18 protein-coding genes are annotated in these 19,249 nt (G+C 32.0%); 5 read left to right on the top strand and 13 right to left on the bottom strand.

All coding sequences use genetic code 11. The features are described 5' to 3' along the window. Window positions 1-51 precede the first annotated feature (51 nt). Window positions 52-1,227 carry a hypothetical protein gene (locus HNP99_RS09835; protein WP_173853204.1) on the bottom strand — a complete coding sequence of 392 codons (1,176 nt, stop codon included), beginning with the start codon at window positions 1,225-1,227 and terminating at the stop codon, window positions 52-54. 116 nt (window positions 1,228-1,343) lie between these two features. Here HNP99_RS09835 and HNP99_RS09830 point away from each other — a divergent pair, with 116 nt between their 5' ends. Then, entirely contained in the window at window positions 1,344-2,399 is a 1,056-nt protein-coding gene (locus tag HNP99_RS09830; RefSeq protein ID WP_173853203.1) for a WD40/YVTN/BNR-like repeat-containing protein, read from the top strand. 25 nt (window positions 2,400-2,424) lie between these two features. Here the strand turns inward: HNP99_RS09830 and HNP99_RS09825 are convergent, their stop codons facing one another. Next, the gene (locus tag HNP99_RS09825) at window positions 2,425-3,075 is read right to left on the bottom strand and encodes an endonuclease III domain-containing protein (protein ID WP_173853202.1); all 651 of its coding nucleotides are present in this window, start codon (window positions 3,073-3,075) and stop codon (window positions 2,425-2,427) included. Window positions 3,076-3,346: 271 nt separating this feature from the next. Between HNP99_RS09825 and bcp the strand changes: the two genes are divergently transcribed. Next, on the top strand, window positions 3,347-3,799 hold the full coding sequence (gene bcp / locus HNP99_RS09820) for a thioredoxin-dependent thiol peroxidase (RefSeq protein ID WP_173853201.1): 453 nt from the start codon (window positions 3,347-3,349) through the stop codon (window positions 3,797-3,799). Window positions 3,800-3,870: 71 nt separating this feature from the next. Here the strand turns inward: bcp and HNP99_RS09815 are convergent, their stop codons facing one another. The 3 genes from HNP99_RS09815 to HNP99_RS09805 are packed head-to-tail and all read right to left on the bottom strand — an operon-like array spanning window position 3,871 to window position 6,968. Continuing rightward, window positions 3,871-4,488, bottom strand: coding sequence for a hypothetical protein (locus HNP99_RS09815; protein WP_173853200.1), 618 nt, complete (start codon window positions 4,486-4,488; stop codon window positions 3,871-3,873). After that, window positions 4,485-5,462 carry a hypothetical protein gene (locus HNP99_RS09810; RefSeq protein WP_173853199.1) on the bottom strand — a complete coding sequence of 326 codons (978 nt, stop codon included), beginning with the start codon at window positions 5,460-5,462 and terminating at the stop codon, window positions 4,485-4,487. The genes HNP99_RS09815 and HNP99_RS09810 overlap by 4 nt, the downstream gene beginning before the upstream one ends. Window positions 5,463-5,507: 45 nt before the next feature. Next, window positions 5,508-6,968: a TonB-dependent receptor gene (locus HNP99_RS09805; protein WP_173853198.1), complete on the bottom strand. Its 1,461-nt coding sequence runs from the start codon at window positions 6,966-6,968 to the stop codon at window positions 5,508-5,510. Between the two features lie 95 nt (window positions 6,969-7,063). Here HNP99_RS09805 and HNP99_RS09800 point away from each other — a divergent pair, with 95 nt between their 5' ends. Both HNP99_RS09800 and HNP99_RS09795 read left to right on the top strand, forming a co-directional pair. Then, on the top strand, window positions 7,064-7,828 hold the full coding sequence (locus tag HNP99_RS09800; protein WP_173853197.1) for an MBL fold metallo-hydrolase: 765 nt from the start codon (window positions 7,064-7,066) through the stop codon (window positions 7,826-7,828). Window positions 7,829-7,837: 9 nt separating this feature from the next. Then, window positions 7,838-8,338 carry a hypothetical protein gene (locus HNP99_RS09795; RefSeq protein WP_173853196.1) on the top strand — a complete coding sequence of 167 codons (501 nt, stop codon included), beginning with the start codon at window positions 7,838-7,840 and terminating at the stop codon, window positions 8,336-8,338. Window positions 8,339-8,372: 34 nt separating this feature from the next. Here HNP99_RS09795 and HNP99_RS09790 read toward each other — a convergent pair whose 3' ends face one another. From HNP99_RS09790 to HNP99_RS09775, 4 genes are read right to left on the bottom strand one after another with little or no spacing between them, the layout of a single operon-like run. After that, window positions 8,373-9,017 (bottom strand): alpha/beta hydrolase, encoded by a 645-nt coding sequence (locus HNP99_RS09790; RefSeq protein ID WP_173853195.1) that lies wholly within the window; start codon window positions 9,015-9,017, stop codon window positions 8,373-8,375. Between the two features lie 10 nt (window positions 9,018-9,027). Continuing rightward, window positions 9,028-9,354: a hypothetical protein gene (locus HNP99_RS09785; protein ID WP_173853194.1), complete on the bottom strand. Its 327-nt coding sequence runs from the start codon at window positions 9,352-9,354 to the stop codon at window positions 9,028-9,030. Window positions 9,355-9,358: 4 nt separating this feature from the next. After that, complete coding sequence (locus HNP99_RS09780; RefSeq protein WP_173853193.1) at window positions 9,359-10,612, bottom strand: dihydroorotase; 1,254 nt, start codon at window positions 10,610-10,612, stop codon at window positions 9,359-9,361. Window positions 10,613-10,651: 39 nt separating this feature from the next. Next, on the bottom strand, window positions 10,652-12,580 hold the full coding sequence (locus HNP99_RS09775) for a BatA domain-containing protein (RefSeq protein WP_173853192.1): 1,929 nt from the start codon (window positions 12,578-12,580) through the stop codon (window positions 10,652-10,654). A 181-nt stretch (window positions 12,581-12,761) separates the two neighbouring features. Between HNP99_RS09775 and HNP99_RS09770 the strand changes: the two genes are divergently transcribed. Next, on the top strand, window positions 12,762-13,874 hold the full coding sequence (locus HNP99_RS09770; protein ID WP_173853191.1) for a lactonase family protein: 1,113 nt from the start codon (window positions 12,762-12,764) through the stop codon (window positions 13,872-13,874). Window positions 13,875-13,933: 59 nt separating this feature from the next. Here the strand turns inward: HNP99_RS09770 and HNP99_RS09765 are convergent, their stop codons facing one another. The 4 genes from HNP99_RS09765 to HNP99_RS09750 form a co-directional block, all read right to left on the bottom strand. Next, on the bottom strand, window positions 13,934-15,286 hold the full coding sequence (locus tag HNP99_RS09765) for a DEAD/DEAH box helicase (protein ID WP_173853190.1): 1,353 nt from the start codon (window positions 15,284-15,286) through the stop codon (window positions 13,934-13,936). A 102-nt stretch (window positions 15,287-15,388) separates the two neighbouring features. Further along, window positions 15,389-15,754 carry a response regulator transcription factor gene (locus HNP99_RS09760; RefSeq protein ID WP_173853189.1) on the bottom strand — a complete coding sequence of 122 codons (366 nt, stop codon included), beginning with the start codon at window positions 15,752-15,754 and terminating at the stop codon, window positions 15,389-15,391. Then, entirely contained in the window at window positions 15,751-17,988 is a 2,238-nt protein-coding gene (locus tag HNP99_RS09755) for a DUF4838 domain-containing protein (protein WP_254596845.1), read from the bottom strand. The genes HNP99_RS09760 and HNP99_RS09755 overlap by 4 nt, the downstream gene beginning before the upstream one ends. A gap of 1 nt (window position 17,989) precedes the next feature. After that, window positions 17,990-19,246, bottom strand: coding sequence for a YaiO family outer membrane beta-barrel protein (locus tag HNP99_RS09750; RefSeq protein ID WP_173853188.1), 1,257 nt, complete (start codon window positions 19,244-19,246; stop codon window positions 17,990-17,992). Window positions 19,247-19,249 lie beyond the last annotated feature (3 nt).

Genomic DNA, 19,249 nt, shown 5'->3' with positions numbered 1-19,249 from the left:
AAAAAAACACGGCTATATTTAACCGTGTTTTAATGTATGTTTATTATGGTTCTAAGAACGTCTGTTTTCTGATCTTGATGAAACTGAGTTTGATTCTCTAGAGTTAGTTGCTCTATTAGATTCTGTTCTTTGTGAACTACTTTGTCTAGTAGAACTTCCGTTTCCTAGACTACTTGATCTACGCGTTTCTGTTCTTTGAGGCGTACTTTCTCTTGATCTACTTGTGTTTGAACTTTCTCGCTGTGGTATTGTTGCTGTAGTTCTTCTTTGTGAGTAGTCTCTTTGAGTTGTTGTACGTACAGGTCTAGCGTCAGTTGTAGTTCTTTGCGAGTATTCTCTTCGCGTAGGCGCAGACTCTCTAGATGTAGTCACTCTGTTTTGAGAATATACTCGTTCATTTTGAGGTCTTCTCGTACTTACTGTTCTTGAAGTGCTGTTTCTGTTATTGTATCCTACTTCGCTTCTTGAACTTATTCTTCTAGGGCTTCTAGATTGATCTAATTCATAACGATTAATTACTGTAGTATTTCTTCTTGAAAATGCGTAATTAGGATGCAGCCTTTCGTAACCATTTGAACGTCTTGAATTATAAATAACGACAGCTTGATTGCTTCGTCTTGAATTTACATAGTTGTATCGGTTATTAATGTTAATGTTTACACTAATATTATTTCTATAACGATACACTGGATAAGGATTCCACGCATTATAATAAGTAGGGTAGTAGTTCCAGTTGTAGCTAGAAACATACGGACGGTAATTAGAGGTCCAGAATGAAGCATAAATTGCTGGTGTGCTATAATAAACTGGCTCATAAATATAGTTTGAACCATACATGAACTCGTTACCTACAAACTGAATTTGTACTTTATTATTGTGATCTCTCTCAAGATCAATAGTTGCAACATCTTGGTAAACATCACGATCAAGTACTGCTTGAATAACAACTAAGTGGGTTTTGTTTTCTACGGTTTCTATAACACGTAAATAATCTACCTCGTCATCATTATTTAGATCTAAATTCGAAATTTGGATTTCTGGATCATTTAGCTTTCTTTCAAAATCTTGAATGTTTCTTGAATCCCCAAAGATAGAAGCAACTGCTCTAAGATCTAAATTATCACTTATTTCATAATTAGCTGCATTTACTCTGGTGCTATTTTGCGCCTGTGATTGCAATGCAAAAACGGTGGTCGCAAGACTTAATAATAGTATTTTAGTTTTCATAACAAAGGTATTAATAATTGTTATTACAGAATACCCAATTACTGTGCCAATAAATTTTTCACTCTTAATTGCGAGTTTTATTTTAAATTGTAAATTAGCTCAAAATATATTCCTAAATGAAAAATTATCTTTTAATATTAAGTTGTCTTTTTGTTCTTGCTGGTTGCAAAATGTCCAATACTAAAAACCGAGCTACCGCTTCAAAAAAATACACAGCAGTAAAAATAGACACGCTTTTTGAAGATAAAATAAGCATTCGAGCAATTGCTATTGATGCAGATAAAGTTTGGTACGCAGCTAATAATTCACGTTATGGATATTACAATTTAAAAAGTACCCATAAAGTTGAAAACATAATTCCAGTAGAAAATCTTGAATTTAGAAGTATCGCTCAAAATAGTACGTCATTATTTATCTTAAATGTCGCAAATCCAGCCATGCTGTATAAAATAAATAAGAAAGATTTAATGGTTAATGTAGTATATCAAGAAAAGCATGAAAAAGTGTTTTACGATAGCATGAAATTCTGGAATGATAAAGAGGGAATCGCAATGGGGGATCCTATTGAAAATTGTCTTTCGGTTATTATAACCAGAGATGGTGGAAATACTTGGCAAAAAGTGAATTGTGATGCATTACCTAAAGTTGATGAAGGCGAAGCCGCTTTTGCAGCTAGTAATACAAATATCGTTATAAAAAACAACACTACTTGGATTGTGAGTGGAGGTAAAAAGGCAAACGTAATTATCTCCCTTGATAAAGGAAAAACATGGCAAAAACACAGCACGCCTATAGTACAAGGCGAAGCAATGACAGGCATCTTTACGGCCGATTTTTATGATGCTAAAAATGGTTTTGTTGCTGGTGGAAATTATGAAAAACCAGATCAAAATTACGGGAATAAAGCACGTACTAGTGATGGCGGAAAGACATGGGAATTAGTCGCTGAAAACAGTGGTTTTGGTTACAGTTCTTGCGTACAATATGTACCTAATAGTAAAGGTAAATCTTTAGTGAGTGTTGGTACTTCGGGAGTTTATTATTCAAATGATAGCGGCGATTCTTGGCAACAATTAGCAACTAATCCTAATTTGTACACTATTAGATTCGTAGATAATAAAACAGCCATAGCAGCTGGAAAAAATATCATGATCAAACTGAGTTTTTTCTAAACAAACGCTTGTGTAAAAGAGTTGATTATTTATTATGATAGTCGTTTATAACTGTTTTTCTACCTATTGTTTTGGTAATAATATCCTTTTCTAAATCCCAACCGCGAGCTGGAGAATATTGCCTTCCATACCAAATAATTTGTAAGTGGAGGTCGTTCCATATCTCCTCTGGGAAAATACGTTTGGCATCTTTTTCAGTCTGTACAACATTTTTACCATTGGTTAAATTCCAGCGATACATCAATCGGTGAATGTGTGTATCTACAGGAAAAGCAGGAACTCCAAAGGCTTGTGACATCACTACACTAGCGGTTTTATGTCCCACTGCAGGTAATTCTTCTAAGTATTCAAAACTCTGGGGAACAATACCGTTATGTTTATCGATTAAAATATGTGACAAGCCATGAATGCCTTTAGATTTCATTGGCGAAAGCCCACAAGGACGTATAATATCCCTGATTTCCTCTACAGACATTTTGATCATATCATAAGGATTATCAGCCTTAGCAAACAACAAAGGCGTAATTTGGTTCACACGTACATCAGTACATTGCGCCGAAAGCAAAACCGCAATCAACAACGTATAAGGATCTTTATGATCTAACGGAATTGGGATGGTAGGATATAATTCTTTTAACGTATTTATAACAAATGTTACCCGTTCTTGCTTAGTCATTTTTGTAATTTTATATCTTGTAAAAATAGCATAATTTTTATCATGTGCCTAATCCAGCTGTATGTTACAAGTCCTCCTTCAAAAACCTTTTTTTCTAAGGTAAATAAGGAGCTTCCTATGGTCGCTCTTTTTTACCAAGAAAAAAATAGGTTTTTTCAGTCCGGGCTTTCCACGACCATCTGGGGCATAAAGCAGTATATAAATTTGATACAACAAGTTAAAAAATAATAAATCTTGCGGTTAACAACGCGTATAAATAAAATACAAACTTATGACAACATTAAAAAAAGGAGATAAAGCACCCGCTTTTTCAGGAGTAGATCAAGACGGAAATGCACATAAACTAGCTGATTATAAAGGAAAAAAACTAGTTGTTTTTTTCTACCCAAAAGCAAGTACGCCAGGTTGTACTGCAGAAGCATGTGACTTAAGAGATAACTTTAAACGTTTTGAAGCTAATAATTATGCGTTATTAGGAGTAAGTGCAGATCCTGCTGCAAGACAAGCTAAGTTTAAAGAAAAATACAATTTTCCTTTTCCTTTATTAGCCGATGAAGATAAAGCAGTAATCGAAGCATTTGGAGTTTGGGGACCTAAAAAATTCATGGGTAAAGAATACGACGGAATTCACAGAACCACTTTTGTAATCGATGAAAACGGAATCATAGATGAAGTAATCGAAAAAGTAAAAACAAAAGAGCACGCTGCGCAAATTTTGAAATAATACAAAAAAAAGGCTCTAAATTTCACTTAGAGCCTTTTTTATATTTGGTTGCTAGAGTAATAAGTGTAAAATTAAAACTTTACAAACTGACCATTAGCATTCATTTTATATTTTACAACTTCAGTGGTTGTGTCATTTACTGCTTTCTCACCTGTAATATCACCTTCATTATTGTAAAGTAAACCATTAACAGCAATTTTTTTTATGATAACAGTACCGTCTTTTTTAATTTCAAAATTACGGTAGTATTCCGTTTCAAAAGTGAACCTACAATCAAGTAATAAAGCATCTTTTTGTTCGCCTGATTGATAACTGTTTAATTGCAAATTAACTATTTTTGAGTCATTTTCTCCATAAGATGAAAATGCGATTATTTTACATTTTGTTTTGTCTACATTAAAATCATTAACGGTAAAATAATCAAAGTCAGCTGATTTTTTAAAATCAAATTCATTCTCTTTTATCGGATAAGTAAGCTCTACAGCGGTGAACTTTTCAGGATTTTTAAGTCCAGTTAATTCAAATTCACTAAACTCATCTTCTAATTTTAAATGTGGCTGAAAATCATTAGTATTATAAACAATACTATCTGTTTTAGCTATTTCTGTTTTGGTATTGGTAGATTTTTCACCTTCTTTTTTACATGAAAAAACGACTATTAATAGTAATAATAAAGCTGCTTTTTTCATAGTTTTATTTCTTTAAATTGTGGTTCGTAACTTTGAACATGCAAATGATGATGGTGATTTTTTGTTTTATGTGTAATGTGATGTAAATATTCAGTTTTTTTATCAATAGTATAAGACCAACCGAGCATTTGTTTCCAGCCAAATTTGTATAAGGCATCAATCCATTTGTTTTGTCGTGTAACGTCGAGTGCATCAGGGGATTTACTAATATTTAAACTAGTTCCGGAGCCGCATTTCATAGTTTTATTAATTCTTAGGTATTTAAAATCGCCATTATTGCCATTAATATGACTTCGGCTAGGTCTACTGGAGCCATCTTCGTGGCTAAAACCATTGCAGCTAATGTCTAAATAATTAACTTCAAGCATCGCGCCAAAAAAACTAGCTAATGTTCTTTCATTCACATAAGATCGCTCCGAATCGATATTGAAGTGGTATTGATGGTTGCCTTTTTTGAAATACTTGGGTACTTCTTCTAAATTAATAAGATTTACAAATTCATCTTTAGTACCTCTATATACAGGAGTTTTCTTGAACGTATAGTCACCTAAATCAAATTCATTACATTTTTTATCAATGTAAACGTATTTGTATTTATTTTCATTCCCTTTTTTTATGATTTTAGGGATTTCTTTTTCAATTTTACCAGTAAAAAAAATTCTATAAGTTACAATACCTTTAGTTTTGATTTTTCCAGTTGGCTTATCGCTATTAACATCAGAAAGGGTATTGATGTTAGTGGCAATTTCGCCGATTGTTATTGTACTATGTTTTGTACTGTCTAATTTTTCTAAAAAAACAATTTTACGGGATGTATTTTTGCTTAAACGAAAGTCACTTTTTGCATCATCAAGTGATGATGCAATTTCGTGATTTTTATCTATTGAATTTAATTTAAGTTCTTTTCTTAAATTCGCACTTGAGTTATCAAAGTGAGAAAATAAACTAATAACACCCAAAATATAACAGTTCATCTGCGTGATTATTATATAGTTAAATTATTTTTTTTTGTAAATAGTCTAGTTGATTTCTTTTAAAATCTTATTTGGATCATACCCAAAAAGGTAGTGCTCCTTAATGATTTCGGCAATTCCTGAAGGTAACATTGGTTCCCATCCTGGTTTTCCTTCATTAATCATTTTTAGTACTTCGCGAGAAAAAACCTCTAAAGTTTCAGGATCATAATCATCAATATCAATTACTTTACCATTGAATTTAAAGAATTTATACAATTCTTTCATTCTAGGATGTACTTTTAGATTGTCAGAATTAATGATTTCTCCATTTTCATCAGACATTGGATATAAAAATACTTTCATATCACGGTAAAATAATTTCCCAAAAGCTTCAAGTATTCCTCCACTTAAATGGCGGTAATATTTTTCGTCAAAAATATCTACTAAGTTATTTACGCCCATGGCTAATCCCATTCTGGCTTTAGTATAATTAGCAAAATATTCAACTACCTTATAGTATTCTTGAAAATTAGAGATCATTACGGTTTGACCTAGCGAACATAGTAATTCGGCTCGATCCATGAAATCTCTTTCATCAATCTCTCCGTCAGAGCGAAGGTTGGAAAGGGTAATTTCAAAAACCACTAAGGTATTTTCTTTTTCTACTTTATTTTCTTCAATAAACATTTTTAATGATTTCTCATACATGTCCATGTTTACCTTAGTAACCGGACGGAAACTTCCTCTTAATGCAAGGATGTTTTTCTTGTAAAGAATAGCTGCCGGAAGGATATTTTTTCCGTTAGGGTCAAACATTACGGCATCAGTCATTCCGTTTTTAACTAATTGTAAACTCATTAAACGGTTGTCTACATCAGCAAAACGAGGACCAGAGAAGTTGATTGTGTCAATCTCAAGTTGGTCTTTGTCTAAATGGTCATATAAATAACGTAATAAGCGTTTTGGGTCATTGTATTTGTAAAAAGCACCATATATAAGGTTTACTCCTAAAATCCCAAGTGTTTCTTGTTGCAATCTTGCATCAGTTTCTTTAAAACGAATGTGAAGAATGATTTCGTTATAATCCTCATCAGGCTCAATTTGATAGCGAATACCTACCCAACCGTGTCCTTTAAATTGTTTTGCAAAATCAATCGTTGCTACAGTATTAGCGTAGCTAAAAAACATTTTATTAGGGTGCTTTTCCCTACTTAAACGCTTTTCAACTAGCTCACCTTCCATAGTGATCATTCTTTTAAGTCGGCTTTCAGTTACATAACGACCATCTTCTTCAATACCATAAATGGCATCACTGAAGTCTTTATCGTATGCAGACATCGCTTTTGCAATAGTTCCAGAAGATCCACCTGATCTAAAAAAATGCCTCACAGTTTCTTGTCCAGCACCTATCTCAGCAAAGGTTCCATATATATTTTCATTCAAATTTATACGTAGTGCTTTGTCTTTTATCGAAGGAATTTGTGCGATGACTTTGTCACCTTTCAGTTTTATTTGAGTATCCATTTTATTTTAAATATGGCTAATAGGATACAAAGTTAACTAAATAGGTTTCTAATGAAAGAGAATTAATCCTATTTTTGTAAAAAATTATAAGCACATTGAAAGTATATTTCTTAGGTACCGGTACATCACAAGGAATTCCTGTCATAGGAAGCAATCATCCCGTTTGTCAAAGTGTTGATAGTAAGGATAAAAGACTTCGAGTTGCAATCTGGATTAGTTGGGATTCTTATTCTTACGTTATCGATTGCGGACCTGATTTTAGACAACAAATGCTTAGCGCTAAATGTCAAAAAGTTGATGGAATCCTTTTTACACACGAACATGCAGATCATACAGCAGGCCTTGATGATATAAGACCATTTAATTTCATGCAAGGCGAAATGCCTGTTTATGCACATCAAAGAGTAATAGATAATTTAAAAAGACGTTTTGAATACATTTTTGAAACTGAAAATAGGTATCCTGGTGCTCCATCTGTCAAAACAATTGAGGTTGTTAATGACCAACCTTTTATTCTAGGAGATAAAAAGGTTGTTCCTATTAATGTAATGCATGGCAGCTTACAGGTTTTTGGCTATCGTTTTGATAATTTTGCTTATTTAACTGATGTGAAAACGATAGAAAAAGAAGAGACGGATAAATTAATAGGTTTAGAAGTACTCGTTATAAACGCTTTAAGGGAGGCGCCACATAATACCCATTTTAATTTGGAAGAAGCCTTAGATTTCATAGCTTTGGTCAAGCCAAAAAAAGCGTATCTAACACATATTAGCCATTTATTAGGTTTCCATGAAGAGATTCAAAAAAAATTGCCAGAGAATGTTTTTTTGGCTTATGATAATTTAGAAATAACACTATAATTTACCCCAATGAAAAAATCTTTTTTACTTTACGCATTCATTCTTTTAGTACTCATGAATATTTTTACGTTCATGTTTTATAGTAAACAAGTAGCTTTTGAACAAGAACGATACGATAAGGTTACTACAAAACTAAAAGACAGTTTAAAATCTGTAAATAATAAATTAGTTGATGCGAATTACTTTTCTTTAGAAAAAAATGAAAACGCACAAAATTATTTTGAATCAGCTGATGGATCGAAAATTATTCAGCATCAAAAATTGATTCCATTTGTTACCGAACGATTATTAGATCTTAACGCAAATCCTAAAGGAAATCCGTATACAGGTCAAGATCAAATAGGAACAAATAAGTTTATAATTAATAAAGTAAAAGTATTAAATCACCGTTGGATTATCGCTGACTTTAGTGATGGTAATCTCTGGGGAGAGGTCTTATTGAAATACTTTGTAAATGATGATCAATCTATTTCATTTGAAGTCAATCAGTCTTTATTGTATCAAAAATAAATTAAAAAAAGGTTCTCAATTGAGAACCTTTTTTTTATGCTAATAACCAGCTTTTAAAATCGTAAAAATTTTGAGGAGAAACACCATGTCCTATTGGATACTCCTTGTAAGTGGCGTTGATGTTTAATTTTTCTAAAAACGGACTTGTTTTTCTTGCCCAATCAACAGGGATAACTTGATCTACAGTTCCGTGAGAATGAAATATTTTTAATTTTGAGAAATCGTTATTTTGATAATTATTAGCTATGATTTCGTCATTTACATATCCGCTCAAAGCGACAACTTTGCTTATTCTATCAGGATGCGATAATGCTACAGCATAGCTCAATATAGCACCTTGGCTAAAGCCAGTAAGAATGACATTTTTAGGATCAATAGGGTAGGTTGCGATTAATTCATCAACAAACTTCAAAATCAAATCTCGTGATGATTTTGCTTGTTCATTGTCTGAGAATTTGTTCTCGTCTGCGTCAAAATTAATTGCGTACCAGGCATAACTGCCGTACTGCATGTTGTAAGGGGCACGTGCCGAAACAACATAATATTCCTCTGGAAGTTCTGTTGCAAAAGAGAATAAGTCTTCTTCATTACTACCGTATCCATGCAATAATAGCAATAACGGGTTTTTATCTAATTTTATTTTAGGTTCTCTGATGAGATATTCTAAGGATAATTTCATTTTTTATATTTTAAGAGATACTTTTAAACCATTTTTGAAATAAATCACCTAGTAAAGGGAGTGGTTTTGTTTCTCCTTTAATAGCGCTAAAAATTCCGTAAGACCATAGGACAGAAATGCAAATCCACATAGGAGCAGAGATCAATAAGCTGTCAAAATTACTAATGATTAATCCCAAAGAAATAAAGGTTAATGTTAATCCTAATCCTTGGCGAATGTGAAAAGAAGCGAACGCATTTTTGTCTTCAGCATTCATAGACATAGCAATAAAAACGCCAATCCCTAATATGTAACTTGTTATTGCAGCTGTTTTTCCTTTTTCAATTGTATTGTTCATAGTGTTATGCTAATATTATTTGTTCTTGATTTATTATTCCGTAGGCTTTTCCTTTTAAAGTTAATCCTAAGAAAGCCGAATTAAGAGATTTAGATACTATGGATTTTTTTGTAAAAACGACCTCTCCTTCAGGATTAAACAAACTCAAATTAGCTTTACTTCCTTCTTGAATAGTATTCGATTCAATTTTGAAAACATTTTTTCCTGCAGTTAGTTTATTAATTACAGTTTCAAGAGGCAATACGGTCATTAAGGCTGCAAAAGCGCTTTCTAAACCTATTGTTCCATCTTTGGCGGCATCAAATTCCATTTTTTTATGCTCAATATCGATAGGGTTGTGGTCAGAGGTTATCATGTCTATTGTGCCATTGTTTACTCCTTCTAGTAATGCTTTTCTATCAGTTTCAGTTCTTAAAGGTGGTGTCACTTTATAACGAGTGTCAAATTGTTCTAATTTTTGGTCAGTAAGTACAAGATGATGCACACTTACGCTACAGGTTACTGCTAATCCTTTGGCTTTAGCCTCACTAATTAATGCAACAGATTTTGCTGTAGAAATAGTTGGGATATGTAGCTTTCCGCCCGTATATTCGAGTAAAAATAAATTACGAGCAATTTGTAACTCTTCAGCTAGATTTGGAATTCCTTTTAATCCTAATCGTGTCGAAACAATCCCTTCATTAACCACGCCATGGCCTTTTATCATTTCATCTTGTGGGTACGCAATAACCAATCCATCAAAATCCTGTACGTATTGTAACGCTATTTTTAGCATATTGGCATTAGCCTGGCTCTTGTTATAATCACCAAAAGCTACTGCACCAGCATTTTTCATATCAAATAATTCCGCCATGTCTTTTCCTTCACTTCCTTTGGTCAAAGCACCTATTGGGAATAACTCCGTAGCACTCTGTAATGCTTTGTTTTTTACAAATAAAACTTGTGATTGATTGTCAATAACCGGAAAAGAGTTGGGTTGCAAACCAATTCCTGTAAAACCACTTTTTGCGGCTACTTTCAATCCGTTGGCAATTGTTTCGCGATCTTCAAAACCTGGTTCTCCTAATGAAACACTGCTGTCAAACCAACCCTGTGAAATGTGAAGATTCTCTTGTGTTATTTCTTCAAATTGATCAGGATTAGCCAGTTTGCTGCCTATTTTTTTTATAAAACCATCGGCAATTAAAATATCTACAGTCTGATTGTGAAAGGGACTTTTTGTATCAATAATTTTTGCTTCTCTGATGATTAGTTTCATAGCTGTGTTGTGTTAAGTGCTGAATTAAAAGGAACTTATTTATTTCATGAATCGGATAATTGCCATTTCGCTAAGCAAAAATAACAGTGCAAAGATAACAAACCATTTCCAAATTTGATTATCTGTTCTGTCGCTTTGCAAGCTATCGTAAACGGCTTCAATTGAATCGATTGTTTTATAATTATCTAGTATTTTTAAATTGGCTGGAGCCAAATTACTCTCAGTGCGGGAATAATTAAAGCTAAGGGCGTCAATATTTTTATTTTCTTTTAAAATTTCAAAATTCCCCGCATGTAATGGGTAATCATTGAAAAGCAATTTTACTTTATTATTTAATACTTGTTGAATAGGGATGAATTGTTCGTCTTTATTTTTCACCGTTAAAATCGCATCTTTTGAAATAGCAGCAGTAACAAAATAAGTATTTGAATTACCAATTGAAAAAGCTTTTATAGTATTGTTTTGATTGCTAATTGCCATTTTATAAAAGCTAGGCACAATCAAAGGAGATTGTTGGAAATTTGAATTTTCAATATTCAACGCAGCCGAAAAAACAGATACATTCCCTCCATTACTAGCAATAGTACTCAAAAACGATGATTGATCGTTGTTAGCTAATGCCACTGATCCAGAAGGCGTAAGTAGAAAAGAAGTTTTTGTAGTAGGATATTGAAAGTTCTTGACCTTACCTTCAAATACATCTTTGAATAAAGGGTGGTTAAAGTTGATTTTTGTAAGCTGTTTTTCAATAGTTTCCTTTTTTTGAAACTGTACGGAGCCAAAAGTTTTTAAAAACGGATTGATAGCCGTAATCGTGCTATTTGTTGCAGGAATAATTATAAGATTTCCTCCTTTAGAGACAAAAGATTTTAAGGTTGTTTGCAGTGCTTGCGGAATCTCCTCTAATTCATTCAATACAATGGCATCTTGGTTTTCTAAATCATTATAATTGAGTGTGTTTAATGAAACAGCTTTAAAATTAAACTCATCAGGAGTGTAAATTCGTTTAAGGAAATTACTTTTTTGAGGATCTCCAATACTTGTTACCTTATTTTTTTTAAGATCAGCAATAGAAAAATAAAGTTTGTTATCATAAGTCAATCCACCATCTTCAATGCTTACAAAACCATTAAATGCAGTTTTTGGAATAGTGAATTGAGCGGTTTGTTTATCAGTTTCAAAGCGAAGTTGCGTTTTTGCAATTAATTGATTTTGATTGTAAATTGCAATAGGAATTGCTTGTCCTTTATCTCCGTAATGAGAAAGGTTAACGCTTATTTCGTAAAAATTATCAACTGTTTTATTGATGTAAACGCTATCAATTGCTGTATTGTTTTTTTGTTCTGATTTTTGAATTATAAAATAAGTGTTGTCTTTTTTATCAATACCGTTTAATTGTTTACTACTTAAGTCTAAAGCATCTGTAATAATAACAATGTCTTTATTATATGCGGTTTTATGCGCTTTTATTTTAGTTATTTGGTTTTCAAGTTCAAACGGAATTGCGCTATAATCTAAGTTTTGTAAACTGTTTTTTATGGCTTTGATATCTGTTTTCCAGTAAGTATCTGTATTAGTAAGTAACGAGAAATGAGTTTTTTCGGCTGTGTTTTCTAGTAATTCTTGAATGGCACGCTTCAGTAGTTCTCCTTTTTTACCTTTAGCCTGCATGCTATACGAATTATCAAGAATAATATACAGCTCATTTGAAGCGTTTTTAGCATCTTTGGCTAGATAAAAAGGTTGTGCAAAAGCAATTAGTAAAGCAATTAGTAAAAGCAAACGACAAGCAAGTAACAACCATTTTTTTATTGTAGCACTCTTTCTAGATTGAATGGATAATGCTTTTAAAAAACGAACATTCGTGAAATATTGCGTTTTAAAACGGCGTAATTGAAATAAATGAACCAAAATAGGCACCACTAATAAGAACAGAAAATATAAAATTTCAGGATTTTTAAATTGCATTCAAATAGTACTTTATCTCTTCTGGTTTTGTTTTCAATGCTATCATTGAATTAATGACTCAAAAATACAAATTTGTACACAGTTTTAATTGATGTTGTTGTAATTTTTTGAACTTGTTTATTAATCTATGTCATTATTAGAATAATATGTATTTTAGCTATCTATTAAAAAAGCTAAAAACATGAAAAGGCAGTATTTTACATTTGTTATAATTTTACTAATTTCGACTATTCAGGCACAAAATAAAGATTTCAATTTAGTAATAGGTACTTATACAAACAGTTGTGATAGTAACGGAATTTACCTTTACAATTTCAATTCAGAAACGGGAGATTTTAGTTATGAAAACAGTTCTAGTGCAGTTGTAAATCCAAGTTATTTATCGGTTTCAACTGATAATAAATTTATTTATAGTGTTAATGAAAATGGGAGTGATAGTTATGTGAGCGCCTTTAGTTACAAAGCTAATAAAGCTACAGTTGCACCATTAAATAAGCAAGAAACTAAAGGTGCTGATCCTTGTTATTTAATTAATGATGAAAAGAATATTATTACGGCAAATTATTCTGGAGGGAGTATTACCGTTTTAGAAAAAAATAACGATGGAAGTATTGGCGAAATAAAACAACTAGTGCAACATCATGGTAAAGGTGTAAATACGAGTAGACAAGAAGGGCCTCATGTACATATGGTACAATTTTCGCCAGATAAAAAGTTTGTTTTAGCAACTGATTTGGGAACTGATCAGGTATTTACTTACGCTTATGATGCTAATGCAAAAGAAACTCCTTTGAAATTTGTTGATAGCATGAAGGTAGCAGCAGGAAGCGGACCAAGACATTTAACATTTAGTGATGACGGTAAGTATTTGTATTTAGTGCATGAACTTGACGGCTCTTTAACGGTTTACAGTCACAATGAAGGCCAACTTAAAAAAATACAAACAACATCTATTTTAACAAAAGGATTTAAAGGGAAATTTACTGCTGCGGCGATAGCAATAGCCCCTGATGGAAGATTTTTATATGTTACAAATAGGGGAGAGGCAAATACAATTTCAACTTTTGAAATCTTAAAAAACGGAAAATTAAAATCTAAGGGAGAACTAAGCACATTAGGTGACGGTCCTAGAAGTTTTGCTATTGACCCCACTGGAAATTATTTATTAGTCGCGCATCAGTATAGTAATAATGTTGTGGTTTTTAAGCGTGATATAATTACCGGAGCCTTAACTGACACTGGAAAACGAATTGAGTTGTGCGCGCCAGTTTGTTTAGTATTCACAGAACAGTAATAAATAAAAAGTCCCGAAATCAAAATGTTGATTTCGGGACTTTTTATATTTTAGAGAAACTATTTTTTCTTCTTTTTCTTCTTTTGAGCTTGAATTTTTAACATATTTCTGTTTACAGAACCATGTGTTTTTTTCTTGGTAACTCCAGGTCCACCTAAGTTTACCTTTTTGTTTTTCTTACTCTTCTCTTGGAACGCTCCATCACCTTCAAGTTTCACTTTTTTCATCATGAACTTCATCGGTTGTCTGTCTTTCTCAGGTTCGATTAATTTTAATGAAACTTCGACTTCTTCAGGAAAAGCATCGATGCCTAATTCCATATTCATTAAAACTTCTACTTCTACTTTAAACTCTTCTTCACGAGGAGTAACAAAGCTTAATGCAGTACCCGTTTTATCTGCACGACCAGTTCTACCTATACGGTGCATGTAAAGCTCAGGCATTTCAGGCATTTCAAAGTTAACAACATGTGTGATATTTGATATGTCTAAACCCCTAGCCATAATATCAGTAGTGATCAAACCACGTAAATTTCCTTCTTGAAATTCTGCCATCGTTGTTAAACGATAGTTTTGTGATTTATTAGAGTGAATTACTCCAAATTGACCATCAAAATCTTCTTCGATTCGTTCATGAACCATATCAGAAATTTTCTTGTTATTCACAAACACTAAAACACGACTCATGTCTTCGTTAGTCGCTAATAAATGCTTTAGTAAATTGATTTTTGTATTAAAGTTGGGAACATTATAGGTAATCTGCTTGATGTTTTCAAGTGGTGTTCCTGAAGCAGAAAGTGTAACTTCTTGCGGGTAATCAAAATAATCGTTCAAGATAGCATCCACTTCTTCAGTCATTGTAGCTGAGAAAAGAATGTTCTGACGTTTTTTTGGCATCATAGCCAAGATAGAAGTCAGTTGCACACGGAAACCTAAGTTCAGCATTTCATCAAATTCATCAATAACTAATTTTTGCATTTCCTCAAAACGAATAACATTATCTAATGTTAAATCCATTATTCTACCCGGTGTACCTACAAGAATATCACAACCAGTATAAACGGCTGTTTTTTGAGTGTTGATATTTACACCTCCAAAAATACCAATCGTTCTAACCGACATGTATTTAGTCAATTTCTCGATTTCGTCCACAACTTGTACAACTAATTCACGTGTAGGAACTAGAATTACAATTTTTGGAGTGTGGCCAGGCGTAAACTTGTATAATTTTAAAAGTGGTAATAAGTAGGCAAATGTTTTACCAGTACCAGTTTGGGCAATTCCCATCATATCTCTTCCAGACATAATTACAGAAAAAGTTTTTTCCTGAATGGGAGTAGGTGATGTAAAGCCTAAATCATCAATTGCTTTTTGTACTGATTTAGGAAGATTAAATTGCTCAAAAGTGCTCATAAAACGTATATTTTTTGCAAAGATACGTTTTTATAAGGATAGTTGGGTTATGACTTTATGGCGATTGTAATATATTGTTTATTGGTGTTTTACCAAAATTTATTACAATAAGAAACGTTTTACTCGCAATGTTAATTCTATTGGATTAAATGGTTTAGCAACAAAATCATCGACACCTAGTTTAAATCCTTCTATTACAGTAAGGTCTTCTTTACCAAGTGCCGAAACAATAATTACCGGTATTTTTGGATAATTTTTTTTAGAAAATGCTGTAATTTCTAAACCAGATTTATACGGCATCATCACATCAGTTATGATTAGATCAGGTTTAAAAAGCTCAATTTGTGCAATACCATCGTTCCCGTCTATAGAAATATGAGTTTCATACCCTTCTTTTTTTAGAATGAAATCTAAAATCTTTATAATTAGACTGTCGTCTTCAATTATCAGTATTTTTTTTGGAATCATTTTATTATTTCAGTTTTATTGTAAAGTTCAATTTCATCGATCATGACCATGGGTTTTTTATGTTTTCGCTTTCGCCAAATAGGTAAATCCTCATGATTTTCAATAATTATTTTTATTTTTGCAAAAATACTAAATTTACTATTGTTTAGTTCCGTATTTAACATATTGACTTCATAATTTTCAGTTAAATCGCCAATTGTTTTAGAGTTGATAAATGTCCATTTGTTGTTTTTGAAGCCATAAACTGTAATTTTTTTTGGTAAAAAAATCCAATGTCTTTGATCATCAAGAAAATTCATTTTTATTTGATTAAAAACGGTATTATTAGTTTCTATTTCTATCTCGGGATTATTGCCGTACCAACCAATCCAGTTAATATTGAAATCTTTGTAACCTCTTGTCCCGTCTACAAGTCCGTAGCTTCCTTTACCTATAAAATCTTCAGCGGGTTGGGTCAAGAAATTCACTTTTAAATTTTCACCTAAATGTCTGGTTATATTATTAGATATCTCTAGCCACTCTTTATAATAATTTTCAGGTGTTGTTCCTGATTCGCTTAATTCGTATATTCCTAATTCAGTACATTTTTTGGTAAAATTTAATACTCTTTCATTTAACCCTTTTTTTAATTCTTTAGTACCATTTTGATTAACAATAAACATACCGTGCTTGTCTTGTCCATAAAATTTTGATTGTTCAAAAAAAGCATATTCTAGCGTTAATCTTATTTTTTGAACTCTTGATGCTAAAATTGAATCATCAGCTACTGCAATTTCAGCAGCGTCAATAATAGTGTCATATTGATCCATTGCTTCTGGTGTCAAAAAAGTATTGCGACTTTGAACAGGACCTGAATAAATATCAAGATAAGCATTTGATTTTTGTTGATTTTCAGTTAATAGGTTTAAATACTTTCTAACATTTGGCGCTGCTTTACCATAAAAACCCCTTAAAAAATCATCTGTCGTGGCATCAATGTCGATTTCAGTATTCCATAATAATTTAGCTAAAAGATACTGTCTTAATTCTGATAGGTCACCAGGTACATCAGCGTATCCTTGCACAAATAATCCTTTTATATTATTCTTTTTAAAAAATTTATAATTATCAGATAAGGTATTGATGTTAGGAAAAGGAGACATGTAATTTGAGAATTGTACGGTATAATCCCATAAATATAAATTTGAAGTGACAGCGTTCCAGTCTTGAATATTTTTCCTAAATGGTTTACTATAATTATCGTCAGCAATTGCTTTTCCTCTGTTCAACTCAATAGGGCAAAGTAGGGTATAAATATTTGGTTGTATCTTTAAATTTGTTGGTGGTTTAAATGTATGTAAGTAAGCAAGAGTCGTGATTTTTGTTTTTGGAAAATGCACTGCTATTTTGTTTAAAAAATAATAAAGCGAGCCTTGCGGACCTCCATGTTTATGGTTTATAGTACTACATTTAGTACATTCACAATAAACGACATCATCATTTTGACTAACAGAATAAAATTGTGCATTTGGATGTTCTGAAATTACTTGTGTCATTTTTTTTATAACTAAATCAACTACAGTGTCATTAGTCATACAAAGTGATTCAGTGTTGCGATTACCTTCGTATAATGCAAAAAAATCAGGATTCGTTTTGAAATATTCTTTAGCGGATAGAAGCATATTAAAGGAATGTCCCCAAACGCTAAAATCATCAATATGCCAGTCTAATTTATGCCAATCTCTAAAATCTTCGTCATATGCATCAGGATATAATAAAGCACGATATTCAAAAGAGGGTTTGTTAATTTCTTCGTTGTTTTTTGGAAATTTAACAAGGTTTAGTTTTGGAATGTATGTTTCTTGTGCGGTAAATTTTCTAAAACCCCATTTTTCCAAAAGCGTATATACGGCATAACGAAGCAGTTTTGCATTAGGGGCAATCAGAAATATATCTCTAGTATCACTCTTAATTATAAAGGTAGTATTGTCTTCTAAAGCTTTTATTTCAAGATGAATTGTTGTGTTTTCGGAGTCTTGATTAAAAGTGTTTTGGATAATAAAAGCACTTTTAAAAGACTTGTCTAAATACTTTTTTAATAATGTTGCTGCAGGTTTTTCACTTTCGGATGCAATAGTGATTACATTTTTGTTTATCGTTTGGTCTTTAATAACAAGATCATTTTGAGCCATCATTTTGAAGCTTATAATAAAAAGGATTATTATGGTTTTTAAAATCAATTTTTTAGGAAACATCTTAAAATTTATATTGGAACGTTAAGAAGACTTCGAATTCATTTTGGGTCTTGGTAGACACATATTCTTGATTGTTAAATATGGTTTGAATTCCGGTCAAGTAATGTTCATTAATTAATTTATAATATCCAGCACCTATTCTATATGAGCTTAAGGATATTCTTTTTTCAACATCAACTAAAGAAACCCTTTCATCAGGTGAAGACCCATAACCTAGTAATACGGTAGCGTAATCGTATTTTGTATTAAAATAATATCTTGCTGTGGCAGTAAATGCGGGATTTACATCGTTTTGACTTATTTGTAAATAGGATCTCAGGTTTAACCAGTACGAACCGATGTATTTTCCAACACCAAAAACCGCAGCATATATGTTATCATCAGCAGCCTTTGTATAACGCATACCAAGATCAGCTTCCCATCCTTTTTCAAAATTATGAAAATAGGAATATCCAAGCCTTAATTTTGGAAATACAATTGCATCACTAAGGGAAGCAGTTACATAAGAATAGCTCTTAGCATTATTTTTTATGTAGGATTCAATTTCATATTGAAATCCAGCACCAATACTATTACCAAAAGATTGCCTATCAGCATAATTTATTCGACCTATAAGAGTAAACTTTTTTCTTTCTCTAATATATTGTAAGCCTGTTAATTGCCATGGACCTACGCTTTCTCTACTAAATGTTGTGAAGCTGTAATTTACGCCTACTCTGTCTGAATTTGTTTTGGTTTTTAACTGTGTCAGTCTTTGTTTTAGATCTAAATTAGAAGGATATTTTTCGATTAAACTATTAAGGAAGCTTAACGTCTCGTCATCATTGTCTTCATTTTTAAGTTGGATGATATTTAATTTTAATAAATTAAAGTCTAAATCATCAGGATAAAATTGAAGGGCTTTATCAATAGTGTTGCTTGCGTTTTTAAAATTTTTATTTTGAATTTCTAATTTTGTTAAATAAGAAAATGCCTCTTGGTATTGAGGGTTTTTATCAATGACATGATTGAAATAGACTCTAGCGCTATCTGTTTGTTTTGTATTCATATATGCTCTTCCTAAAACCATGTAAAAATCAACATAGTCAGCAGCTTCGGTTATTCCCAAACGGCCAAGTTCAATAGCTTTAGTATTATTTTTGGCAGTATTTAATTCATAGTAAGCTTTTACTAATAAACTATCCGTGTCAATTTTTTGAGCTCGTACGCTGGTATTGATGAGTATTATCGATAAGATAATAAATATTGTTTTCTTCATTTG

The organism is Flavobacterium gelidicaeli, assembly GCF_013294005.1.
In the GTDB taxonomy this organism is placed as follows: Bacteria; Bacteroidota; Bacteroidia; order Flavobacteriales; family Flavobacteriaceae; genus Flavobacterium.
The sequence above is the reverse complement of the archived record's forward strand: the minus strand, read 5'-3'. Positions and strand labels throughout refer to the sequence as shown.